Genomic DNA, 17122 nt, shown 5'->3' with positions numbered 1-17122 from the left:
TTACTCGGCGGCCTCTTTCACACCCACAAGGATATCACGGATTTCCGCTTCCTTTATATCGTCATGCTCGGCGATGACGACCAACCGCGAGCGGCGCGCCTCATCCGGTTCCCAAAGGCGATCATACTGATGACGCACGCGCGCGCCCACGGCCTGCACCAGCAGGCGCATCGGTTTGCCTTGAACGGCGGCATAGCCTTTGACGCGCAGGATGTTCAGTTCAGACGCCAGACGTTCGATTTTGGCCACCAGATCGGCCGGGTCGGCCTGTTCGGGCAGTTCGACGATGATGCTTTCGAAATCGTCATGTTCGTGGTCGTCGTGACCGTCATGATGGCTGGGGCGCGCATCCATGTCATCCTCGGCAGCCGCTTCAAGTCCTAACACAACACGGACGTCCACGGCACCTTCGGCAACCTCAACCACAGGCAGCGGGCGAGGGGACTCGGCGGCGATGATCTCGCGCGCTTTGGCGACGCCTTCGGGACCGGCCAGATCCGGCTTGGTCAGCAGGATGATATCGGCGCAGGAAATCTGATCCTCAAACACCTCGGATAGGGGCGTTTCATGGTCAATCGAGTCATCGGCCAGACGCTGAGCGTCCACGGCCTCGACATTCGGCGCAAAGCGACCGGCAGCCACAGCCTCGGCATCGGCCAGCGCGATCACGCCATCGACGGTGATTTTCGAACGGATATCGGGCCAGTCGAACGCCTTCAGCAGCGGCTTGGGCAGGGCGAGGCCAGAGGTTTCGATCAGGATGTGATCGGGACGCGGCTCCAGCGCCATCAGAGCTTCGATGGTCGGGATGAAGTCGTCGGCCACGGTGCAGCAGATGCAGCCGTTCGCCAGTTCCATGATGTTCTCTGCCGGGCAATCCGGGATCGAGCAGGATTTCAGGATGTCGCCATCGACGCCAACATCGCCGAACTCATTGACCACCACGGCCAGACGTTTGCCCTGCGGGTTCTGCATCAGGTGCTTAACCAAAGTTGTTTTGCCCGAGCCCAAAAAGCCGGTGATCACGGTGACGGGGAGTTTTTCCAAGTTGCTCATTTCTGGGCTCCAATCGGGGGAATGCGGGCCGCGCAGTTTTTGCGGAAATGTTCGGGGCGTTCGCGCCATTTGACTAAGCCGTCTTCGGTCGCAAGGTACTTGGTCGCACCTTCGACGATGGTTTCGACATGGTCGCTTTCATTCAGGTGCTCATACACGAACGTCCAGCGTTCGGGCCCACCGCGTAGAACGATGGAACAGCCCTGATCACAATTCGACAGGCATTCTACGGCTTTCAGGATAACGCCCTCTGGCAGCGTGGCCTGTTCAAGGGCTTTGTGCAGCAATGCGCCGGGCCGCTGCGCGTCGTCCTCGACGGGCAGTCCTCGGCGACAGGTGGTGCAGACCAGCAGCTCGACTGGTGCAGTATCGGTCACGTCTCTCATCCCCCCAAATCCTCTTTGTGGGGGACGGGGTCTCATGCGGGCCACGCGTTGCGACATGGACCCGACACCGGAACACCCCGTCCGGTTACATCTTCGGGCGTTGGCAGGTCTCCCGGCTTGCGGATATCGGGGCATAGCCCTGTCAGATGTCCCGCCTTCCCGACCTTTTTGGCCAGTGGCTTTGGGCACCCTCTCCGGTCACGGTCGCGGGGGCGGCTGTGTTTCACGGAAGACCCGCTGACACATTCCCTTTTCATCCATCCTCAGATGGACACCAACGGATCGGACATGCGGCACCCGGCAGGGGATTGTCAAGCGACTCGCAGATATCTGCGCTACCAGAGTGAAAAAGCGACCTGACAGCGTCGCTGGGCGGCATGACTTGGGGGCAAGCGTCATGCTGCCATGTCCTAAACAAGAGAGGTATGTCGCATGAAGGTAGGCTTTATCGGGCTGGGCAATGTGGGTGGAAAACTATCGGGATCCTTGCTTCGCAACGGGATCGACCTGACCGTGCATGATCTTAATCCCGATCTGGTGGCTGAATTTGTTGCGCAGGGTGCAAAGGCCGCCGAAAGCCCTGCGCAGTTGATGCGCGACAGCGATGCGGTCATTACCTGCCTGCCATCACCCGCCGCGTCGTATGCGGTGATGCAAGAGATGCTGCCCAATGTCCGTACCGGCAAGATCTGGATGGAGATGTCCACCACCGACGAGGCCGAGGTCAAACGGCTGGGTGCCCTTGTAATCGAACGCGGCGGCGCAGCGGTGGATTGCCCTGTGTCGGGCGGGTGCCACCGCGCTGCGACGGGCAACATCTCGATCTTTGCGGGCTGTGACCGGGATACCTTTGAGCGTATCCTGCCATTTCTGACGACAATGGGCCGGCGCATCCTGCACACCGGTGATCTCGGCTCGGCCTCGGTACTGAAGGTCCTGACAAACTATCTGGCCACGGCGAATCTGATCACTTGCGCCGAAGCATTGGTCACCGCCAAGGCGGCCGGTATGGACCTGAATACCACGTATGAGGCCATCAAGATCTCTTCGGGTACATCCTTTGTCCATGAGACAGAAAGCCAGGTCATTTTGAACGGATCGCGGGATATCTCATTCACAATGGACCTTGTGAAAAAGGACATCGGCCTGTTTCAGGAGGTGGCAGACCGCGCCGGTGTTCCGCTTGAAATGAACCCGCTGATGATCCGCATTTTTGACGACGCCATCGCACGTTACGGAGAGCGGGAGCTTTCGCCGAACATTATCCGGCGCCTGGAGGATGCGACGGGGCTGGATGTCAGCGCCCCAGGGTTTCCACCCGAGATGGAAGACGATGAACCCGAAGAGCCAGGGTACGAGGTCGTCCCTCAGGGTCGCAACGCCGTTTAGTTATTCATGAATTCCGTCACCTTGCCGCCGCGCGCTTGTCCACCGGGCGCGCAGCGGTCCTCCTGTGGGCAGGATCGCTTTTCTAGCAACAGAAGCAGGGTAAGGCCTACGGGAACAAAAATGCCATTTCTTGATGGGCTTAGGCGCAGGGAGGGCGCTATTGCCTAAGTGCTTAACTCGAGCACCACAGAGCTAAGTCGATGATTTAGAATAAAATGGAGGCGAGTACCTGTTTTAAAATCGAACCCAATCTGAACTAATTGATAATAAAAACAGATGCTTAAGCGAGCCTCGCATTCTTCGTAACCAAGAAATGTTGCGGGATTTGTTGCGGGATTTGGTTGCGAACTCTCTCACAACCAAATCGCCTTAACCTTCATCATCTTTTAGCTTTGGTATCCCGAGAATTGGGTCATCACTAGGCTCTGGGAAGATCAACTGGTTTTGCGTTTCCAACAGTTGATCGTAGATTTCGGCTTCACTCTCATCAACGGTTTCGTCCGCGTCATCTTCCTCTGTTTCGCTGGGTGGCGCTATCCTCAGTTCGATAGTCAGGCCCCGCTCCATTTTCGCCAACAGAGAGTTAAGTGCCCAAGTCAGTTGCCCTTTTAACTCTCCCTGTTGAGCTTTGGTAGCTTTACCCTCCTTAAGAAGAGATGCCACCTTCTTCTCGACTTCTAGTTTGATGGTTTTTTCAATCTTTTTGTCGAAAAACTCCTCGATCTCCTTTGGCGTAAAGGCCTCGATCTGCGCGGTTTCAGCTCGAGTTTTTCTGATTTGCTCGACAGAATACCAGACGCCGATTCCCCAAGTTACGACGCCCCCGAACATGAGAGCTATTTCCTTTGCCATGATAAGGAAAAACAGTGGGTCTGTAGTCGAAATGCTGCCGACAGAAGCTTTTTGATATTGGCCTGTAGCAGTAACAGAAAAGAAGCGAACCATATTTCGGATGTCTTTAAGCTCGCCCAGCATACTTTCGAACTCATTTTCGAAGATTGCGCGCGGTATCTGGAAGCCTACTTCGGTCGTTCCTTCCGTCGGAGTTGGATAACCGAAACCGAAAAACTTGAGATTTGAGGCAAACTGATTGAGTTGCTGAAAGGTTTGAGTGCGATCAGACGATAGCTTTTGGACGAATTCTCGAGCAACACTTGGCGTCATCGCATTTTCTTGAATTTTTCTGGATATCTCGTCAGCCAGTTCTTGGTCGAAAGTGTCGAACGAAATTTCTAGAACGCGATCATAGTCTTGCGGAGTGAACTCTGAAACGAATTCTTCGAGTGATTGGCGCAGAGCGGTCAGTTTCTCTGATACTGCGCGCTGGTGCTCCGCGTTCTGTGGTTGGTTCACTAGGTTGTTCAGTGCTCCGTCAAGTTCTTGAAAGCAGCTCTGGGTCGCTACTTGGCTTTCCACTCTCAAAATTTTGTCGACGATTTCACTAAGCTTGTCAGTATTCATTTCGGTCCCGATAGAAACAGATGGATGCAATGGGCATGAAGAAAAGAGGAATGGCGCGCAACGTAAAGTGGAAGGAAAGTGGCTAGAATACAGTGTTGCGGGAAATATTGCGGGATTTTGGGTTTTGCCGCCAGTAAGTTGCTCGAATACTTAAGTTAAGAATCTGAAAAGATTATGAAAATTTTTCTTGACGGGCTGTTTTATGTCAATGAATTTGACGTTTTCTGGAGGCGAGTACCGGACCCGCTACCATTTTTCTAAGCCATTGAATAACCAGAGTTATCGAGTGTGAGGTTGGCTGGTGTGTCTCACTTTGTGTCACATTTTTTGATAAGGATTGCTGTTTCTGTCAACCGTGCCCTCATCGTCGCGTATATAGGCATCTTAGTTTCCGAGGGATTTGAGTGAAGAAATCAGGGTGGCACCCCCTGTGTAGTAAATTTTTTAACGCTGGCGATTGCAGTTCCGTAAGGCTCCTGGTGTAGGCGAATTACCTCAGCTCGGTTAATACCCGTATCTTTTAAAGCTTTAGCTTTATCCATGGCCAATACTCTACTCGATTGCGGAAACCCGACGCATTCGTCTCCCGAGCCCAACACCAACAACCAAATGAGCTTCTCTCTCGGAAATGTATCTTTAGAACTATTGTAGTCACTAGGGGTGCCTTTTATTGGTATAATGGAAGTGCTTCCGCCCCATACTCTTTCAACCCATGAAACCACGGCCTTTGCATCATCTTGGCTCCAGTAAGGGAAAGCCCTTTTCTTGTTGTCACCCTCTGTATGCAAGCGGGTGACGATCAGCGCCCATTCAGGTTCTCTCCCCCGATTTTTATCGTAGTCAGGATTGTATATCGCCATTTCCGTCCTGCACTTCGTTGTCCTACAGCTTGCAGTTGTCTTTTACTGAATGATTGTCGTTTCAACCTCGGTTTGTATCAACAGCTGAGTTCTTCACACGAGGCTTTTTGAATTATTGCTCTGGCTTTTAGCTGCGTACCAATCTTCGATGTTCTTGCAGAGAAACCCTACAAAAGGATCGCGAAACAAAGGTTCTTTAAAGCCATCCGGAAAAAATACTGGGTGGACATGCTCGTCCATCTCCCAACGACCCAAATATTCACCCTCTCTTGTGACAACCGAGCCGTCATCACACAGGTTGATAGCAAAGCGCAGAGGTTCTTCCAATGACACGCCAAATGTCCTTAACAAATACGACGTTTCCTCTTTAGACCGCATCACTGGTTCGATAGGTATCTCTAGCTTTGCGTAATTTGGTCTCTTTACTTTTTTCCGTACTCTCTTCTTGGCCCAAGGAGGGCTAGGCATTGTCGCCGCATTTGCCATCTGACGCTTCATGTTTTCAGCGTCAAACGCTCCGCAAGGTTTGTCTTGATCGTAAAAAACAGGCGCAACATCAGAAATTTTTGGCATTCTCAAGAGGCTTTTGGCGACACTAAGTATCGAGGTGTTGAACTTTGGGGCAAAGGCTCGGATTGCCGTACTTTCCCTCTCATCCATTTCTGAGGGAGCGCATGGCGCAATTGCCAAAGACCACGGAAGAGAAGTGTCTGATACTTTGTGATAGTGGTTTCCAAGACTTTCAATTGTGCGCCTTGAAAGGTCCCAAGACTGACCGATGTAAACAATCTCCCCGGCACATCCTATGAGATATATACCGGATCCAAATCCATGTTTTTCCAGAAGGTCTTGGATGTCGTCATGCCAATGGCGAACGAAGACTTGACGCTTCCAAAGGCTGTAAAACGAACTGCTTGCCATCGTTCTGCTTCTCTTGCTTTGCGTTTAAGATTGGATCGCTTGTTTGGCTCTGTCCAAGAACTCACTTTGAGGCCGATTTGTCGCCTTCCAGTGTTCAGCCGCTAACAACAACAATTCAGAAGCTCGATCAGCGTCTGTTTTGCGGGGCCGTCCACCTCGGTTTACCTCTGAGTTCTCTTTTTGAAGCGCGGCTTTGTTGAGTTCTTCCGCTATTTTGTATGCTTGAGTGAGGCTTTCAGGCTTTTTCTTGAGAACTTCCTTCTCCCAAATTGCCAACAATTTCAGCCTTCTCGCAGTCGCAGCACTTATGTCAAACCAACTCAGAAACTTTTGCTCTGTAAGGTCTGCTTCGGGTAGGTTGCCGCCTGCCTTCGCAACTGCGAGACGCCTGTATTCCAACATCTCTTTTCCAAGTGCCATCGCGTTGGAGATGGTTTTGTCCTGTAAGTATTTGGCAGCTACGTCTTTGAAATGCTCAAGGGTAGTCATTGGCTTCTCCAGGTTTCATGGTGTGAAAGGTACGCTATCTTTCATGCTGTGAAAGGTCAAGAGGTTTCACTCGTGAAAGCCTCGAGTTGAAATACTTTGATAACTGTTTGAAAGGCTGCGACGCTCACGAGGGATGTATTCAGCATTGTGACTGCTAAGGCGCTTCTTCACTCTAAATGGGTTCAATAATTCCCGAGGGTTGCTCAAGTGGCGGTCGCACAGTGGTAGGGGTATGGGGGCCTTTGATGGCAGAGCAAGTGTAGATACCACCTCGAAAAAATGTGTCAAAATTTCTATTCACTACTAGGCAACTCGCTGTCATCGCAGCATAGTCGCGCCATGAAAGAAAATGTTGAAGCGTTTATCGAGCGATGGAAAGACAGTGGCGGAAGCGAGCGGGCGAACTTTCAAAGATTTGCGGCAGAACTGACCCAAATTCTTGGCGTAGATGCGCCCAAAGTGGCAACTTCTGATCATCAAAACGATGACTATAGGTTCGAGCGGCCAGTTACATTCGTGCATACTGGTACCAACTCCCGAGGCTATATAGACCTCTACCGCAAGGGTTGTTTCATTCTTGAGGCCAAGCAAGGTGCCGAGGTCGCGGTATCTGACCCTAGCCAACTAAGATCATTGGTGGATAATACCCAAAAAGTGTCACGCCAAGGTCACGGCATTCGCGGCAGCCGCAAGTGGGATGACACCATGCTAAAAGCACGCAATCAAGCAGACGGTTATGCCCGTGCTGTGGCGCGCGAAGACGGCTGGCCGCCGTTTTTGTTGATTGTAGATATCGGGCATGTGATCGAGGTATACGCTGACTTCTCTGGGCAAGGGCAGGGCTATACACAATACCCTGATAAAAACCGTTACCGGATCCACATTGATGATCTGCATGACCCTGACGTGCGTGATCGGCTCAAGACGATCTGGGAAGACCCCAAGTCGTTGGACCCCGCGCTAATCTCTGCCAAGGTCACTCGTGAGATCGCGGATCATCTAGCTCAACTTGGTGTGTCGCTCCGCAACCAAGGCCACGACAACGAAGTTGTCGCCAGATTTCTTATGCGCTGCCTATTTTCAATGTTTGCTGAGGATGTGGAGCTAATAGATCAAGGCAGTTTCACTGAGTTACTGATGCGGCTCAAAAGCCACCCGGAGCACGCCGCGCCCGCATTGCAGGGGCTTTGGGAGACCATGAATACTGGGGGCTTCTCTCAAGTTCTTATGAAGGACCTCAAGCGTTTCAATGGTGGTCTATTCGCCGATGCTACAGCTTTGCCTCTCGACGATGCGCAATTATCTTTACTGATTGAGGCTGCGGAAGCGGATTGGCGGCAGGTGGAGCCAGCTATCTTCGGCACGCTATTGGAACGCGCATTGGACGCCAAGCAAAGGCACAAGTTGGGCGCGCACTACACGCCACGATCCTATGTGGAACGATTGGTTACCCCAACAATCATGGAGCCGCTCAGAGAAGACTGGAAGGACGTTCAAACCGCTGTACAGCGCCTAATGTCGGACGGAAAGGAAAAGGCAGCTCGCAAACTCGTGCACGAGTTCCATCGAAAACTTTGCGAGATGCGTGTGCTGGACCCGGCCTGCGGGTCTGGCAATTTCTTATATGTGTCTATGGAGTTGATGAAACGACTTGAAGGCGAAGTCACTGCCCTTTTGGAAGAACTGGGAGAGGATCAAACGTCTTTGGGCTTGTCAGGCATGACCGTCGATCCGCACCAATTCCTAGGTATCGAACTGAACCCTTGGGCAGCAGCTGTGGCCGAACTGGTGCTGTGGATCGGCTATTTACAGTGGCACTTCCGTACCTACGGCAAAGCCGCCCCGTCCGAGCCTGTTTTGCGTGACTTCAAGAATATCGAGAACCGCGATGCAGTTCTCGACTGGGACGAACGCAAGCCGCGCATGGATGATGATGGCCAGCCAGTGACCCGCTGGGACGGAATGACAACTATGCGCCACCCCGTGACCGGTGATGAAGTGCCTGACCCATCATTTAGAGTGCAGCTTTATGACTACGAGCGCGCCAGTGCCGCTGAGTGGCCCGAAGCCGAGTTCATCGTAGGCAATCCGCCCTTTATTGGTAACAAGAGGATGCGCGAGGCGCTTGGCGACGGATATGTAGAGGCGCTGTGGCAAGCCTACCCTAAGGTACCTCAAAGCGCCGATCTGGTTATGTTTTGGTGGGAGAAAGCTGCGCTAAAGGCACGAAACTGGAAACGCCAAAGGGCCACCGGCACGCGGCGCTTCGGTCTAATCACCACCAACTCCTTGCGCCAAACCTTTAACCGGAGGGTGCTGGAGCCCCATCTAAGCGACCCTAAAAAACCTCTGTCGTTGGTCTTCGCCATTCCTGACCACCCTTGGGTCGACAGCGGAAAAGGCGATGCTGATGTACGGATCAGTATGACTGTGGCAGCCGCAGGCAATCGTTCCGGTCAGTTGTCCACTGTAGTAACAGAAGGCAAAGAACAGTCTGAGGCGGAAGGGCGGAAAGTAACGTTCGAGCGCAAGACGGGCAAGTTGTTTGCTAACCTTCAAATTGGTGCAAATGTGGCGGGCGCGACGGCTCTTGAGGCAAATTCACGCATCGCCTACCAAGGTGTAATTCCAGGAGGCGACGGTTTTTATCTTACGCCAGAAGAAGCAACCACTAAGTTTTCCAATGAAAAAAATTTGGGCTTGGTAAGGCGATACTTGAACGGGCGAGAATTTGTCCACTTCAAACAACCCCGTTACATAATCGACTTCACTGGCTTGGATAAAGAAAAAGCCATGTCGCTAAGTCCGGCCTTGTACCAACGTGTTCTAGATACGGTTAAACCGATACGCGACAACGTTACAAGGCGTTCTAGGCGTGAAAGATGGTGGATATACTCGGAGCCGAACGTTACCATGCGGCCGATGTTCAAAGGCCTCGCGAGATATATTGCGACCTGTCGAACGGCCAAACACCGGGTTTTTGGGTTCCTCGACAGTGATATTTTGCCTGACGCTAAGCTTATCGCCATCGGCTCAGATGATGCAGGTTACCTAGCCGTACTTTCGTCTCGATTTCATGTTATTTGGGCCATCGCGGCAGGTGGATGGCTCGGTGTTGGGAACGATGCCAATTACAATCACGCTCAGTGTTTTAACGTTTTCCCATTCCCTGAACTCTCCGACGCGCAACGTACCCACCTTCGCGCATTGGGCGAGGAGTTGGATGAGCACCGCAAACGTCAGCAAAGACAGCACCCAAAGCTTACCCTGACCAAAATGTACAACGTTTTGGAAATGCTGCGTGCTGGTAAGGTGATCAACGGCGAGGATAGAGAGATTTACGACCAAAGTTTGATTGCCGTTCTGCGCGACATTCATGATCGGATCGACGTCGCCGTGGCAGATGCCTATGGATGGCCTGTGGACCTTCTGGACGAAGAAGTCCTGATGCGCCTGGTGGATCTCAATAAGGAACGTGTCGCAGAGGAAGCTGCCGGTTGCATTCGTTGGTTGCGCCCTGAGTATCAAAACCCTGAGGGTAGAATATCCGAGACCAAAGGATCGCAAACTGAGATGGCAATTGGTGCCGCCCAGAGCGCCGCTAAAACGGCATGGCCGAAGTCATTGCCAGACCAGATTGCCGCTGTCAGGGCTGCGTTGGAGGCCTCTGGAGAGGCTACGCCGGAGCAAATAGCTCGTAAGTTCTCTCGGGCTCGAACAAGCACAGTTCAGCCGCTCTTAGAGAGCCTCGCGGCACTAGGGCAGGCCGTACAGACAGATCGTGGCACCTATTCGATATAACCTTGCTCAAGAAGACCCGTGCCATGACCTAAGTTTGGAGCAATCGCACGCCGGAATACCATGGGTCTGAGGCTTTGAAAAAGGGCCGTGCAGCGATACGCTGGCCTGAGATAGGAGACCTAAGCAAGCTGTCTGCGAACAGAGACATAATCAAAAAGCAATGTTGGTCGCCGTTCCCGATAAGAAACAAGGAACTATTCCGTTGGAGGTAGGAGTGATCTACCGCTTCATGCAGTAGTTCAAGCCCGATCAATTCATTATTTGACTTTCAAAGTACAACCGCATGGTGAACATCGGCACTCCCACGGGCATCTTTGAGTTCGAGCGTATAACTGCAGACTACACTTACAAAGATCCACAACCACAAAGAAGATAGATACAACCTTGAACGCACGACCGTTTGATCCGCAGTGGGTGACATATAGCCCAACACTTAGCACTTATCTCGACACTATATGCAAAGAACTCTCCGTGAGAGCCGAAGGCCAGCGTAAACGAAGGCGCGAGGTGCAATCACGCTATGAGGCCTGCCTCAAGTCCATCTTGCTTGACTTGTTTAGAGCACATCTTAGTGACCCGACACTTGAAGTGGGCATTGGTACGGGCACGACCTACCTGCAGGGTCTAAGCAAGTCCCGATACGGTGCCAGTTTCATCTCGGCGCGTACGTTCACTGACGCGATAGAAGCATTGCAAAAGGCTGGGTTGGTGTTGCAAAGCACAGCGTATTGGCACGATCCAGCTGGCAAAAATAGTCGAACGGCACGGTATATGCCGACACCAGAACTACTAAGTGGCCTTAAGCAGACAGGGGCCACCATCGTGGATCTACAAAGGAACCACAACGCGGAAGGCATACGTTTGAAGGATAGCGATAAAGCCCTTGTCGAGTATGGAGACAATGCCTTTGCTACAGCCGCGCGAGAACGTCTTCGCATCATCAATGATATGCTCGCTAGCCATTGGGCAGACTTGGCGCTTAGCGATGAACAACTTGCTGAAGAGGTGGTGCACATCAGAGGAACACGAGACGAGGAGGCAACACAGTCCTTCGACTTTGCGTCACGCACCGTGTACCGCGTTTTCAACAATAGCGATTGGCAACAAGGCGGGCGCTTTTATGGTGCATGGTGGATCAGTTGCCCAAGTAGGTTGAGGCCACACATCCTTATAGACGGAAAGCGCACAGTTGAGGTTGACTATTCAGGGTTACACGCTGCAATGCTGTACGCCGAAGCGGGCATGGACGTGCCTGAAGACCCCTATGCCAGGTGTATATCTAAATCGGGCGACAAGGCGGAACGTCGACTTGTTAAGCGCACTTTCAATGCGCTTTTGAACGCCGACAAGGTAAATCGTGTAAGTGAGATTGAGGGTTACACACCCGTCTTGACCGGTAGAGATTGGCCAGAGTTCAAGCAGTACATAGTGGCGCGATACCCGGAGTTCTCTCAGCACTTTGGCTCAGGGGTGGGACTTAAGTTGCAGCGTAAAGACAGTGATTTAGCAGAAGCAGTCATGTTGAAATTTGCAGCTATGGGCTACGCTTGCCTTCCCGTCCACGACAGCTTCGTCGTCCACCATGATTTGGAGCAGGACTTGGCCAACGCAATGAACGAGGCATTCCGTGCAGAGTTTGGTGTAGACGGAAACGTCGGAGTGGAGGTAGGTGTCGGTGAAACAGTTGAAGGGAGTAGAACACCTATTGATTTAGACATCGGTGATCTACTGCACCTAAAAAGCTTTGAAGAGAGACTGTCCGACTTCAGGTCTACTAAGTGTGTTTAATAAAATGTATTCAGTACACTTAAAATCACGTCTATCTTGATGCAGTAAATCGAATGCGGAGGGGATCGTTTTTTCGGCTATTCAATGGGCTGATAAGAATATCTGAATATTAAACCTGTTCGGTCACGCCCCCAGGGGGCGCTCCCTCATTACTAGTAACGATAAGGAGCGCCGGAAATGATCAAACCTTTAAACGCCCAATAGCTTCTCCAAGCTGGTTGAGTGTGTAGCCTTCCCTCAGATACACTTCCTGTGTGACACCAGAGCGTGCGTGTCCCACAATGCACTGGATGATTGGTTCCGCCACGTTTGCCTGACCAAGCCGTGTCACAACCGTATGCCGCAGGCTGTGAAATACCAATCCGGGCTCCTTGAGGCCCAGCTTAGGCAGGAAACTCTCGTTACACCAGCGTCCTAAGTTGCGGCCATAGCCGCCATTTGCGCTGTAGCTGTAGTCGGGGAACAAGCGGTTGTTTTGTCGGCGACTGTCCACGAAGTCGAGGAAACCAAGGCGGATCAATTCTGGGTGAACCGGCACCTTCCGTCGCGCCGCTGTGGATTTCACGCTCTTGTTGTCGTCGTCACCTTCGTCTGTGATGTTGAGGAACCACGTGCCGCATTCCTGCTGCACATCCCTAATGTCGAGTTGGCATATTTCATTCAGCCGGGCTCCCGTAAATACACCAAGCAGCATCCCCCACTTGTGACTGTCCTTACGCACTAGTCCGGACGGATTTGTGGTGAGTTCGGTGTACAAAAGCCGGGTTTGCTCAGCAGAAAAGGGTTTGCGCTGGCTCTTACTATTTTTGTCCTTAGCCACTTTCATGCCGTCGAACAGACTGTGCGGGGAATAACCGTGCCGCTCAGCCCAATCGAAAAATGCCTTGAACATCTGTATGTGGCTATTGATCGTTTTGGGAGCGATTTTCTTCTGACCCGGCAGCTCAATAACTTCCACTAAAGGCATGTTTTTCAGGGCGGGCTTGGTGTTCCGGCTGGATGGTAAGGCTTGCAGAACCTTTTTGACCTCGTTCGCATCTTGCTTCGTTATCGTGCTCAGCAACCTGTCTGGTCCAAAGTACTCAACAAGAATTTTCAGGTACGCGCTGTTCTGGCTAACTGTTTTTGCAGCCCACTGACGCGAATGTTCCTTGATGAAGTCATCTATTGCCGCGCCTATTGGTGAAGAGGCAGGGAGAACCTTTGCAGGTGGCGAGACTGTTACTTCGGGGGCATCGTCATAAGAATAGTGTTCAAGGCGCTCTACGGCTTCGAGAACGCGCCTGAGCATATCTCTGCGCCCCTTTCGCCACTCCCGGCGAAGGTCCATCGCGTTGTCGTCCCAGTCCTGTATGCTTATGTCAGAGGATTTGCAAAACGCTTCGCTGTCGAAAAGGAGGTCCGACAGCAGGTCCTCGCCCTCAGCTGCGTTTTCATGGATTTCAATCTCTTGCTGCATCGCACTGACTGCTCCCTCTGGAAAGCCTTTGTCGTTCAGCCGTTCCAAATACTTATCCAGCGAAGTCTTGAAATACCGATGCACCATTGATCGGATTTGGTCTTGTCTTAGGCGGGGCACGTTCTTTTGATCCGGTATTAATCGACCGCAAGATGCTAGAAATTGGGCCAGAGCGCCAGCCCTATGCGGGCAGCTTGTACGCAGCGATATTCTTACAGATGTTCGCTTCTGCTGGTAAGAGGGAGGGATAGGCCAGCGGAAGTAATAAACGCCATGTCTTGAGAGGGTTAGATAGGATGACAATTTCATTGTAGGTGTGTCCCACTTTGTGTCACACCCGAGCACCACAGGGCTAAGTCAATGATTTAGAATAAAATGGAGGCGAGTACCGGAATCGAACCGGTGTACACGGATTTGCAAAACGTGACACAAATCAACCTAAAGGCACAAAAATAAACAAAAAAGTACCTCGTTTAACGTGGCTTTGCCCAAAGAGTTGCCCAAAACTTTCCTAAGTGTCATAAGCTGCTGTTAAAGCAGTGGAATTTGTAAGAAAGGCCATTCTATGACGGACGGATCAAACCATCTCAACTTTTCTCAACGAAATGGTTTGGAGCCTATGCCAGAACAATTGAAGCTTGAGCAGGTGTCTGGTCAATTTCGTCGTTTGGTCCACTACGCACTGGATCAGGAAATTGATCGTGTCGAACGTATGGGAACTATGAACAGCTACTTCGATGGCGAGTGGAAGCGGGTTGCTCAAGATTTTCACGTCAAGTTCTTAGGAAGATCGGTAAGTTCATTTGAAAATGCGCCTTTTCAATTGAACAGGTCATTAGAGAACTTTGTTGCTAAAGCCAGATTTGATCAGTTGTTCAACCTAATTGAGTTTTTTGCCAACCATATTGGGTGCAGTACGACTCTGAAAAATGACTTGGCTCAAGCATTTGTGGAGGCTCGTACCGCATACCGTTTAAAAGACAATCTAGTTATTGCTGTAGGTACAGGCGAGCAAGCCGAAGCGGTGATTCAAGCGATCGAATACGCAGAGGAATCTAGCAATCTGGGCGCAAGGCAACATTTAGTTGCTGCCGCAAAAAAGCTGACGGATGGGGACTGGGTCGGGAGTGTGCGGGATAGCATTCACGCTGTAGAAGCTGTGGCGGTAAATCTTGCACCCGAAGGCACTTTGGGTGCGGCATTGAGCGCGCTTGAAAAAGATGGAAAGCTACACGGTGGCTTGAAGAAAGCATTTGGTGCTTTGTACGGATATACGAGTGATAAGAACACTGGCGTCCGACATGCCAACGTCTTTGGAAACGATGAAACCGTCGATGAAACTGACGCATTGTTCATGTTGGGAGCATGTGCGTCGTTTGTTTCGTATTTGATAGCCAAGAACGTGTAATTTACGCTTTTTGGCCGCAAGTAAGAGCCCGGTGGGGCGAACGAAACCAAAAACAGATTGATTTTGTGAACTGGAAAATCTTGGAGGCGTCACCCGGAATCGAACCGGGGTTCCTGGATTTGCAATCCAGTGCATCACCACTCTGCCATGACGCCGTGACGCGCCTTATGCCGACGGGAATCCCGAATTGCAAGAGGGGATCGCGTCAATTTTGCGAGTAAAAAAGTTCCCTCAATTTTTGCTAACAACAATGCAAACCACGGTTCATCGATCTTCAGAGCAGGCACTTCAAAGCCTGTTCTGAGCGCTAAACCGCACTGATGCAACGCGCAGCATTCTTCGTTGAGGGTGGATTGCCGGGCTATGGTCTTCGTGCCCTAATAATGGAGTTGGACATGGAGACCGTTAAGAAAACGAGAGTCGTACATTCCGCAGAATTCAAAGCCGGTGTTGTACTTGCGGGACTTGCTCGGTCAACTTCGATTGCCGAGCTTTGTCGTCAGAAAGGGATATCCGCTAGCTTATTCTACGAATGGAAGAAGCGCTTCATTCGCTACGGAAAGTTGGGTCTGAAGAGGCCAAAAAGCAAGAAACGACGCAAGAGCAAAACGGCTACTGGTTCTCCTGCAGAAAGCCAGACTATTACTGAACTTGCGATTTCATTCCAAAAGTTTCGATCTGACCAAGCTCAGTTTGCAGGACGAATGGCGGTACCCGAGAAGCTGAAAGCGGTTGAAATGGTGGAATCTGCTAGTGTGCCAAAGCTGCGTGCTCTTCGTGGTATAGGTGTGGCGAAGTCATCCTACTACCGATGGTGTCGTTTGCTGAGAGAAAATGGCAGTCTAGGAGACTATGTAAGGGCGTCGGAATACTGCAAAGTCAGGGACAGAGAGGACTTTAAAGAGCAGGTCTTCAAGGTGTTGCATTCACCTCCATCCGAATATGGCTTCAACCGCACAACGTGGAGGCTAGTTGATCTGCAAGCTGCAATCGAGCAATCGGGGTTCAGGATCGGGCGGCACGCCATCAAACACATAATCAAGGATGCTGGCTACCGCTGGAAGAAAGCGCGAAAGGTGCTCACCAGTAAGGACCCCGACTACCGCCCGAAGCTTGCAAGAATTCAAGAGATCCTTGGCGGGCTTGGAGATCGAGAAGGTTTCTTCTCAATCGACGAGTATGGGCCATTCGCGATCAAACAACGCGAAGGGAAGAAGCTCGTTGCTCCGGGCACGTTGTACACAGTCCCTCAGTTCCAGAAATCCAAGGGTGTTCTGATAATGACGGCAGCGCTTGAACTCTCCACAAATCAAGTGACCCATTTCTATTCAAAGAAGAAGAACACCGACGAAATGATCAAGTTGCTCGACGTGCTGCTCGCCAATTACCAACACCTTGATCGGTTCTACATGTCATGGGATGCAGCTTCTTGGCACGTTTCCAAAAGGCTCTGCGAAAGAATTCAGGAAGTGAACTCGGAGCGCTCTCAGTCAGACGGCCCGATTGTAGAACTCGCACCCCTTCCAGCCGGAGCACAGTTTCTCAACGTCATTGAAGCGATCTTCAGTGGAATGTCGCGAGCCGTGATACACAACAGTAACTACTCGTCCACGGAAGAGGCGACAGCAGCTATCGACCAGTATTTTCAAGATCGGAATGAGTATTTCAGGGCGAACCCACGGAAAGCAGGAAAGAAGATTTGGGGACAAGAACGGTCGATCACCACGTTCTCCGAGAGCAATAACTGCAAGGACTCGAGGTATCGCTAGCGGCCAATTCAGCCATAACTTGCATTTGAGCAAGGTTCGCTTCGTCCGTACGACTGACCATTTACCGTTTCGGCTTTTGGGGCGAAATCCTGATCGTCACAGGTCGTGATCGGTGTAGCGATAGCCCATTTGTTGAGAGTTGCTGAGGCGTGCGCCGCTGAACAAAAGCACGAAAGTTTCAGGCAACAATTGGACGATGTTGTCGCGTAACGAAAGCTGAAAGACGTGGCAACAAACTTTCTATAACACATTGACTTTAAACAAAAAGACTTGCCCAAAGATTTGCCCAAAGATTTCGGGGATTTTAGAGTTATGTTATGGGTAGATTGTTAAAT

12 protein-coding genes, 1 tRNA gene and 1 riboswitch are annotated in these 17122 nt (G+C 51.4%); of the genes, 5 read left to right on the top strand and 8 right to left on the bottom strand.

The genetic code is table 11. The features are described from left to right. Complete coding sequence (gene cobW, locus GOV87_RS03360) at positions 1 to 1056, bottom strand: cobalamin biosynthesis protein CobW (protein WP_171125375.1); 1056 nt, start codon at positions 1054 to 1056, stop codon at positions 1 to 3. Continuing rightward, a complete protein-coding gene (locus tag GOV87_RS03355) occupies positions 1053 to 1442 on the bottom strand; it encodes a DUF1636 domain-containing protein (RefSeq protein WP_171210831.1) in 390 nt (129 codons plus the stop codon). Before GOV87_RS03355 ends, cobW begins: the two co-directional genes overlap by 4 nt. 84 nt (positions 1443 to 1526) lie before the next feature. Further along, positions 1527 to 1736: riboswitch (cobalamin riboswitch) on the bottom strand. A 138-nt stretch (positions 1737 to 1874) separates the two neighbouring features. Here GOV87_RS03355 and GOV87_RS03350 point away from each other — a divergent pair. After that, a complete protein-coding gene (locus tag GOV87_RS03350; RefSeq protein WP_171210830.1) occupies positions 1875 to 2831 on the top strand; it encodes an NAD(P)-dependent oxidoreductase in 957 nt (318 codons plus the stop codon). Between the two features lie 369 nt (positions 2832 to 3200). On the opposite strand, the gene GOV87_RS03345 is transcribed toward GOV87_RS03350, so the two are convergent. The 4 genes from GOV87_RS03345 to GOV87_RS03330 all read right to left on the bottom strand — a co-directional run bounded on the left by GOV87_RS03345 (position 3201) and on the right by GOV87_RS03330 (position 6562). Next, positions 3201 to 4292, bottom strand: a complete 1092-nt coding sequence (locus GOV87_RS03345) for a hypothetical protein (protein ID WP_171210829.1) — start codon at positions 4290 to 4292, stop codon at positions 3201 to 3203. A 413-nt stretch (positions 4293 to 4705) separates the two neighbouring features. Further along, entirely contained in the window at positions 4706 to 5152 is a 447-nt protein-coding gene (locus GOV87_RS03340; RefSeq protein WP_171210828.1) for a hypothetical protein, read from the bottom strand. Positions 5153 to 5245: 93 nt separating this feature from the next. Continuing rightward, positions 5246 to 6073 carry a GIY-YIG nuclease family protein gene (locus GOV87_RS03335; protein ID WP_171210827.1) on the bottom strand — a complete coding sequence of 276 codons (828 nt, stop codon included), beginning with the start codon at positions 6071 to 6073 and terminating at the stop codon, positions 5246 to 5248. 24 nt (positions 6074 to 6097) lie between these two features. Further along, positions 6098 to 6562: a hypothetical protein gene (locus tag GOV87_RS03330; RefSeq protein ID WP_171210826.1), complete on the bottom strand. Its 465-nt coding sequence runs from the start codon at positions 6560 to 6562 to the stop codon at positions 6098 to 6100. 339 nt (positions 6563 to 6901) lie between these two features. Here GOV87_RS03330 and GOV87_RS03325 point away from each other — a divergent pair, with 339 nt between their 5' ends. Next, entirely contained in the window at positions 6902 to 10363 is a 3462-nt protein-coding gene (locus tag GOV87_RS03325; RefSeq protein ID WP_171210825.1) for a class I SAM-dependent DNA methyltransferase, read from the top strand. Positions 10364 to 10870: 507 nt separating this feature from the next. Further along, complete coding sequence (locus GOV87_RS03320) at positions 10871 to 12151, top strand: hypothetical protein (RefSeq protein ID WP_171210824.1); 1281 nt, start codon at positions 10871 to 10873, stop codon at positions 12149 to 12151. Between the two features lie 181 nt (positions 12152 to 12332). Here GOV87_RS03320 and GOV87_RS03315 read toward each other — a convergent pair whose 3' ends face one another. Further along, positions 12333 to 13658, bottom strand: coding sequence for a site-specific integrase (locus tag GOV87_RS03315; RefSeq protein ID WP_254447304.1), 1326 nt, complete (start codon positions 13656 to 13658; stop codon positions 12333 to 12335). 517 nt (positions 13659 to 14175) lie between these two features. Between GOV87_RS03315 and GOV87_RS03310 the strand changes: the two genes are divergently transcribed. Beyond that, positions 14176 to 15018, top strand: a complete 843-nt coding sequence (locus GOV87_RS03310) for an AbiJ-NTD4 domain-containing protein (RefSeq protein ID WP_171210822.1) — start codon at positions 14176 to 14178, stop codon at positions 15016 to 15018. 81 nt (positions 15019 to 15099) lie between these two features. Here GOV87_RS03310 and GOV87_RS03305 read toward each other — a convergent pair. Continuing rightward, positions 15100 to 15173, bottom strand: a tRNA-Cys gene (locus GOV87_RS03305). Positions 15174 to 15413: 240 nt separating this feature from the next. Between GOV87_RS03305 and GOV87_RS03300 the strand changes: the two genes are divergently transcribed. Next, positions 15414 to 16787, top strand: coding sequence for an IS630 family transposase (locus GOV87_RS03300; RefSeq protein WP_171210821.1), 1374 nt, complete (start codon positions 15414 to 15416; stop codon positions 16785 to 16787). Positions 16788 to 17122 lie beyond the last annotated feature (335 nt).

The organism is Ruegeria sp. HKCCA5426, from assembly GCF_013034585.1.
Lineage (GTDB): Bacteria > Pseudomonadota > Alphaproteobacteria > Rhodobacterales > Rhodobacteraceae > Ruegeria.
Note: the sequence above shows the minus strand (reverse complement) of the source record. Positions and strands in the feature narration are given on the sequence as shown.